This is a genomic window from Kitasatospora sp. NPDC018058, assembly GCF_044327205.1.
In the GTDB taxonomy this organism is placed as follows: Bacteria; Actinomycetota; Actinomycetes; order Streptomycetales; family Streptomycetaceae; genus Kitasatospora.
Map to the genome: position 1 here is coordinate 76,921 of NZ_JBIRFA010000009.1, position 7,238 is coordinate 84,158.

Here is a 7,238-nt window from a genome sequence, read left to right on the forward strand (position 1 = left end):
GTAGTCTGTCATGTGAAATGTCACACATCACGACTGGGGAGGACCACCGTGATCGACGACCTGAGCACCGCCGAGCCCCCGGCCCCGCTGCCCGCCGCCGAGGGCCTCTTCAGCGTGTCGCCGGGGGCCGCACACCTGAACCACGGCTCGTACGGCGCCGTGCCCGTCCCGGTGCAGCGGGTGCAGGAACGGCTGCGGACCGAGCACGAGTTGGACCCGGACGGCTTCTTCGCGGACCTGCCGGACCGGATCGCCGGGGCCCGGGTGCGGATCGCCGCCGAGCTGACCACCGACCCGGACCGGCTGGCACTGGTCGCCAACGTCACCGAGGCGATCGCGATCGCCCTGGACAGCATCCCCCTCGCCCCCGGCGACCGGATCCTGGTCACCGACCACGGCTACGGCGCGGTCAACCAGGCCGTGGCCCGCAAGGCCGCCGAGACCGGCGCCGAGCTGGTGGTGGCCGAAGTCCCGCTGGACGCCCCGGACGAGGAGGCCGTCCGGGAGGCGGTGCTCGCCGCCGTGGACGACCGCACCACCGTGGCGGTCCTGGACCGGATCACCTCACTCACCGCCCGTACGGTGGCCTCCCCGGAGCTCGTCGCCGAGCTGCGCGGGCGCGGGGTGACCACCGTGGTGGACGGCGCCCACGCGCCCGGCATGCTGCCCGCCCCGGTCGACCCGAACGCCGACTTCTGGTTCGGCAACCTGCACAAGTGGGCCTTCGCCCCGCGCGCCACCGGCGTGCTGGCCGTCCGCCCCGAGTGGACCGCCCGGGTGCGCCCGCTCGCACTGTCCTGGGAACACCACCGGGGCTTCCCGGGCAACGTCGAGTGGCGCGGCACCTGCGACTACACGCCCTGGCTGGCCGCCCCGGCCGGCTTCGAGCTGTTGGGCGAACTCGGCCGCCGGGCGGTGGCCGAGCACAACACCGCCCTCGCCGCGTACGGCCGGCGGGTGCTGGTCGAACGGGCGGGCCTGCGGCCGCTGCCCGCGACGCCCGAGGTGTGGATGCGCACCGTACGACTGCCGGAGGGGCGGTTCGACAACGAGGCGGAGGTCCGGGCGCTGCTGGCCGAGCTGTGGCGCAGGCACGGCATCCGGGTCGCCGTCCGGCCGGGGCCCGACGGCGCAGTGCTGCGGGTCAGCGCCCAGCTGTACAACCGCGCGGCGGAGTACGAGCGGCTCGCGGACGCCCTGGTGGAGCTGTTCAAGGAGTAGCCGGTCGCGGCGCAGCGTGGCCGGCCGCCTCGGGGAGCGGCTGCTCGCCGGCCGCCCGCAGCTCGTCGAGCAGCATGCTCCGGTCGGCGAGCAGCCCGGTGAGGATCCGCCGGGCTGCCCGCAGCAGGTCGGCGACGTCGCCGCCGGCCAACGCGTAGACCACCGTGCTGCCTTCGCGGGTGGCGGTGACGATGCCCGACCGGCGCAGCACCGCGAGCTGCTGCGACAGGCTGGAGGGTTCGACCTCCAGCTCGGCGAGCAGGCCGCGGACGGGCGTCGGTCCGTCCTGGAGCAGCTCCAGCACCCGGATCCGGACGGGATGGCCGAGCATCCGGAAGAACTCGGCCTTGGCCTGGTAGAGCGCTACCGTCACGAGCCCCCCTTCCCTGGTGTCGGTGGGCTCAGATCTCCAGCGCGAGTTCGATCCGCTTGAGCTGGTGGCGGGCCATCGCGAGGTTGCCGCGGTTGCGGTTGAGCGCGAGGAAGAGGAACAGGCCCCGGCCGCTGGGCGTCGTGATCGGCCGGACCATGTGGTACTGGTGGGTCAGCGTGATCAGGATGTCCTCGATCTCGTTGTCGTGCAGGTTGAGCATCTCCATCGCCCGCATCTTGGCGCGGACCACGTCGGTGTTCCCGGCGGCGGCGACGTTGAGGTCCAGCTCGCCGCCGTCGCCGAGGCTGCCGAGGGCCATGCCGCTGCCGTAGTCGACCAGGGCGACGCCGATCGCGCCGTCGATGCCCATGGCCTCCTTGAGGGACGTCTCCAGGTTCGCCATCTTCGCTGTCCTCCGGTGAGTTGGTGGCTGTGGCACACGAAGGTAGGGAGCAATCGCCGGACTCCACCGGGAATGACCGGAGACGTTCGAACCTGGCCACACTCCGATCACTTGAAGACATTTGCAACTATGGATCTGAGAGGGAAGTGATCCCGGGAGTGATCTCGTCGCACGAAAAACGGTGCTATCGATGTCAGCCCTCCCGGGTAACCTCTCGCTGAGATGCGAGATCACACCAACCACACCCGGACGGCGATGAACACCCCCGATCCAGAGCTCCAGGACGACCGGGAGCTCAGCCCCGCCGAAGCGTACGCGGCCAGCCGTCGCCGGGCCGAGGAGCAGGCCACAGCCCTGTACGGCTTCCAGCAGCTGTACGACTTCCCGCTGGACGACTTCCAGCTGGAGGCCTGCGAGACGCTGGAGGCCGGATCGGGCGTCCTGGTCGCCGCCCCCACCGGCTCCGGGAAGACCATCGTCGGCGAGTTCGCCGTGCACCTGGCCCTCCAGGCGGGCCGCAAGTGCTTCTACACCACGCCGATCAAGGCGCTCTCCAACCAGAAGTACGGCGACCTGGTCAAGCGCTACGGCGCCGCCAAGGTCGGCCTGCTCACCGGCGACAACAGTGTCAACGGCGACGCCCCCGTGGTGGTCATGACCACCGAGGTGCTGCGCAACATGCTCTACGCGGGCTCCAGCACCCTCGACGGTCTCGGCTACGTCGTGATGGACGAGGTGCACTACCTCGCCGACCGCTTCCGCGGCGCCGTCTGGGAGGAGGTCATCATCCACCTCCCCGAGTCGGTCACCCTCGTCTCGCTCTCCGCGACCGTCTCCAACGCCGAGGAGTTCGGCGACTGGCTGGACACCGTCCGCGGCGGCACCAAGGTGATCGTCTCCGAGACCCGCCCGGTGCCGCTGTGGCAGCACGTGATGGCCGGCAACCGGATGTACGACCTGTTCGCCGACCCCGACCGGGACGGCCGCCCCAAGAACAACCTGAAGAACCCCGGCAAGGCCGTCAACCCCGAGCTGGTCCGGCTCGCCCGCTCCGAACCGGACCGTGGGCCCCGCGACCGCTTCGGCCGCGGCCGGGGCCGCTCCATGCCCAACGGCCGCCCCGGCCGGGTCTGGACCCCGGGCCGGGTCGACGTCATCGACCGGCTCGACGCCGAGGGCCTGCTGCCCGCGATCACCTTCATCTTCAGCCGGGCCGGCTGCGAGGCCGCCGTCCAGCAGTGCCTCAGCTCCGGCCTGCGGCTCAACAAGGACTCCGAGCGCGCCCAGGTCCGGGCCGTCGTCGCGGAGCGCTGCGCCGACATCCCCGACGAGGACCTGCACGTCCTCGGCTACTTCGAGTGGCTGGACGGGCTGGAGCGCGGCATCGCCGCCCACCACGCCGGGATGCTGCCCCGGTTCAAGGAGGTCGTCGAGGAGCTCTTCGTGAAGGGCCTGGTCAAGGCCGTCTTCGCGACCGAGACCCTGGCGCTCGGCATCAACATGCCCGCCCGCTCGGTGGTCATGGAGAAGCTGGTCAAGTGGAACGGCGAGACCCACGCCGACATCACCCCCGGCGAGTACACCCAGCTCACCGGCCGGGCCGGGCGGCGCGGCATCGACGTCGAGGGCCACGCCGTGGTGCTCTGGCAGCGCGGCCTCGACCCGGAGGCGCTGGCCGGCCTGGCGGGCACCCGCACCTACCCGCTCAAGTCTTCGTTCCGGCCGTCGTACAACATGGCCGTCAACCTGGTCTCCCAGTTCGGCCGGCACCGCTCGCGCGAACTGCTGGAGACCTCCTTCGCCCAGTTCCAGGCCGACCGCTCGGTGGTCGGCATCGCCCGCCAGGTGCAGCGCAACGAGGAGGGCCTGGAGGGCTACCGCGAGTCGATGACCTGCCACCTCGGCGACTTCGACGAGTACATGGAGCTGCGCCGCCGGCTCAAGGACCGCGAGAACGAGCTCGCCCGCGAGGGCAGCAGCCAGCGCCGCGCGGCCGCCGTCGAGTCCATCGAGCAGCTCAAGCCCGGCGACGTCATCCACGTCCCCACCGGCAAGTTCGCCGGCCTCGCCCTGGTCCTCGACCCGGGCCTGCCGCCGGTCAACCGCTCCGGCCGGGGCGGCCCGCGCCACCCCGACTTCCAGGACGGCCCGCGCCCGGTGGTGCTCACCGCCGAGCGGCAGGTCAAGCGGCTCGCGATGATCGACTTCCCGCACCCGGTCGTCGCGATCGAGCGCCTCCGCATCCCCAAGTCCTTCAACCCGCGCAGCCCGCAGTCCCGGCGCGACCTCGCCTCGGCGCTGCGCACCAAGGCCGGCCACCTGGAGCCCGAGCGGTTCCGGCGCGGCCGCGCGGCCGCCGCCGACGACCCGGAGATCACCCGGCTGCGTGCCGAACTGCGCCAGCACCCCTGCCACGGCTGCTCCGACCGCGAGGACCACGCCCGCTGGGCCGAGCGCTACCACCGGTTGCACCGCGACACCGAGCTGCTGGGACGCCGGATGCGCTCGCGCACCCACACCATCGCCCGCACCTTCGACCGGGTCTGCGGGCTGCTCACCGACCTCGGCTACCTCAGCGGCGACACCGTCACCGACGACGGCAAGCGGCTCGGCCGGCTCTACGGCGAACTCGACCTGCTCGCCTCCGAGTGCATCCGCGAGGGTGTCTGGAGCGGTCTGGCCGCCGCCGAACTCGCCGCCTGCGCCTCGGCGTTGGTGTACGAGTCGCGCCAGGCCGACGACGCCGGCGCCCCCCGGGTGCCGGAGGGCGCCGCCAAGGACGCGCTCGGCAAGATGGTCCGGATCTGGGGCCACCTGGACGCCCTGGAGGAGCAGCACCGGATCAACACCGCCGAGGGCGTCGGGCAGCGCGAGCCCGACCTCGGCTTCGCCTGGGCCGCCTACCGCTGGGCGCTCGGCCACAGCCTGGACCAGGTGCTGCGCGACGCGGACATGCCGGCCGGCGACTTCGTCCGCTGGACCAAGCAACTGATCGACGTCCTCGGCCAGATCCAGGACGCGGCCGGCGAGGACGCCGAACTGCGCAAGACCGCCCGCAAGGCCGTCGACGGCCTGCGGCGCGGCATCATCGCCTACTCCTCGGTGGGCTAACCGGATACGCGATGGGGCCCGCATGTTCGACATCGGGCCTTTCCGCGTGCCCGGCGACTTTCTAGCGATGAAGGCGGGTGGAAGCCGCCCAGGCCTGCGGTCTGGGCGGCTTCCACCCCCCACCCCCCACCCCCTGTGCCGCTTCGGCTCCCGCCGGAGCGGCACAGGGAGTCGGCCAGGGTGACTTCCTGCGTAGAAGAAGATGAAGAGCCTCTGCCCCCTTCCGTTGGCAGGGGGCAGAGGCGCAGCGACGGCTTCGTCTCCAGGTCGCCTGTCCCAGACGCTCTGGGCGACAGGGTCACGCGGCGGATGCCGCCTCGCGACCCCGACGGGTCCGGCGGTGGAAGACCTCGGCGAAGGTCTCGCGCCAGCCGCAGGGGTCGATGTAGTGCATGGCGATCATGGCGGCGATAACGGCGCCGGTGAGGTCGTTCTGCACTTCGGCCCAGGTGTGGTCGTTGGTGCAGGTGGCGAGTCCCTTGAGGCCATGCAGGGCGTGCATGGCCTCACCCGCTTCCTCGCCGACCTTGCCGACCTGTAGGGCTTTCAACTCCTCCGGCGGCAGGCCGGCGCCAGCGGCGCGGCACACGGCTGACAGGTTCTCGATCGCGTCGAAGAGGTCTTCCATCGTGGTGTCCCTTTCTGGTTTCACCTGGTGGGTTGGGGCCGGCCGAGCTGGTGGACGGACCATCCGCTGGCACGCCACAGGGCGGCGTCCAGGACGTTTCGCAGGTCGATGACCAGGGGGTTGTTCACCAGAGGCCGGAGCTCGGCGGGGTCGGCGTCGCGGAACTGCGGCCATTCCGTTCCGATCACGACAGCGTCCGCCTGCCGACATGCGCCGGCGATGGTGTCGGCGTAATCGAGTTCGGGGTGCCGAACGATCGCCGTAGCGTTTGCGTGCGGGTCGTGCACCGTGACCTGCGCGCCTCGGGTGTGCAGCAGCGACGCCAGAGCGAGGGCCGGGGACTCCCGGACGTCGTTGGTGCCGGCCTTGAAGGAAGCGCCCCACATGGCGATCTGGGAGCCGTTCACGGGCCTTGTCAGGCAGGCTTCGATCAGGTCGGCGGCGGCGCGCGGCCGGTTCTCGTTGATGCGCTCGGCCGCGCGCAGCAGCTCGGCGGCATCGTCGGCGCCGAGGTGGGCAGCGGAGGCGGTGAACGCGCGTACGTCCTTCGGTAGACATCCGCCGCCGTAGCCGATGCCCGGCTGCATGCCGCCGGCGCCGATGCGGGGGTCCATGCCGAGGGCCTGAACCAGGGTGATCACGTCCGCGCCGGCGGCCGTGCACATGTTGGCCACGGCGTTGATGAACGAGACCTTGAGACCGAGGAAGGTGTTCGCGGCGCCCTTGATCAGCTCGGCCGTCTCCGGGGTGGTGACGAACAACGGGCAGCCGTCGGCAAGGATCGGGGCGAACACCTCGCGCACGACGGCTTCGGCACCGGGGCCGGTGACGCCGGCCACGAGGCGGTCCGGGCGCAGGGTGTCGTCGACGGCGTGCCCTTCGCGCAGGAACTCCGGGTTCCAGACGACCTGAACGGCTTCACCGGCGGGGGCGAGGCGCTGCACAAGGCGGGTCAGGTGGGCGGTCGTGCCGACGGTGACGGTCGACTTCCCGATGATCGTGCACGGCCGCGTCAGGTGCGGCGCGAGAGCGCGGGCGGCTCCGAAGACCTGCCCGGGGTCGTACGATCGGCCGTCGGCGTCGATCGGGGTTCCGACCGCGAGAAAGTGCACGTCGGCGAACGCGGCGGCCTCCGTGATGCTGGTCGTGAACCGAAGCTGCCCGGAGGCGGTGTGCTTGGCGAGCAGTTCAGGCAGCCCGGCCTCGAAGATCGGGGCGTGGCCCTGGTTGAGCTGATCGATCTTGGCGGCGTCGACGTCGACGCCCAAGACCTCGTGGCCGAGGTGGGCCATCCCGGCGGCGTGGGGGATGCCGAGGTGGCCGCAGCCGATCACGGAGACGCGCATAACGGTCCTTGTCGAAGTGGAGTGGTGGGGGGGGGGGGCCCCGGGGGGGGGCCCCCCCCCCCCCCCCCCCCCCGCCCCCCCCCCACGGACGGAGTGTTAGGCGGGGCGCCCCCCCAGGGTTAGTAGGAACCAAAAAATTAAGAGCGCCCGGGTGGG

The 7,238-nt window shown here is 71.6% G+C and carries 6 protein-coding genes; 2 read left to right on the plus strand and 4 right to left on the minus strand.

The genetic code is table 11. The annotated features are described in order from the left end of the window. Positions 1–48: 48 nt before the first annotated feature. On the plus strand, positions 49–1,221 hold the full coding sequence (locus ACH4E7_RS14860) for an aminotransferase class V-fold PLP-dependent enzyme (protein ID WP_396249441.1): 1,173 nt from the start codon (positions 49–51) through the stop codon (positions 1,219–1,221). On the opposite strand, the gene ACH4E7_RS14865 is transcribed toward ACH4E7_RS14860, so the two are convergent. Both ACH4E7_RS14865 and ACH4E7_RS14870 read right to left on the minus strand, forming a co-directional pair. Continuing rightward, positions 1,211–1,594, minus strand: coding sequence for an ArsR/SmtB family transcription factor (locus ACH4E7_RS14865; RefSeq protein WP_396249442.1), 384 nt, complete (start codon positions 1,592–1,594; stop codon positions 1,211–1,213). The two genes, ACH4E7_RS14860 and ACH4E7_RS14865, sit on opposite strands and share 11 nt — an antisense overlap. A gap of 28 nt (positions 1,595–1,622) precedes the next feature. Beyond that, complete coding sequence (locus tag ACH4E7_RS14870; protein WP_396249443.1) at positions 1,623–1,997, minus strand: hypothetical protein; 375 nt, start codon at positions 1,995–1,997, stop codon at positions 1,623–1,625. A gap of 255 nt (positions 1,998–2,252) precedes the next feature. Here ACH4E7_RS14870 and ACH4E7_RS14875 point away from each other — a divergent pair, with 255 nt between their 5' ends. Beyond that, positions 2,253–5,108, plus strand: a complete 2,856-nt coding sequence (locus tag ACH4E7_RS14875) for a DEAD/DEAH box helicase (RefSeq protein WP_396249619.1) — start codon at positions 2,253–2,255, stop codon at positions 5,106–5,108. A 298-nt stretch (positions 5,109–5,406) separates the two neighbouring features. Here ACH4E7_RS14875 and ACH4E7_RS14880 read toward each other — a convergent pair whose 3' ends face one another. Beyond that, positions 5,407–5,736 (minus strand): MazG-like family protein, encoded by a 330-nt coding sequence (locus ACH4E7_RS14880; RefSeq protein ID WP_396249444.1) that lies wholly within the window; start codon positions 5,734–5,736, stop codon positions 5,407–5,409. 20 nt (positions 5,737–5,756) lie between these two features. After that, the gene (locus ACH4E7_RS14885) at positions 5,757–7,082 is read right to left on the minus strand and encodes a UDP-glucose dehydrogenase family protein (RefSeq protein WP_396249445.1); all 1,326 of its coding nucleotides are present in this window, start codon (positions 7,080–7,082) and stop codon (positions 5,757–5,759) included. Positions 7,083–7,238: the final 156 nt, after the last annotated feature.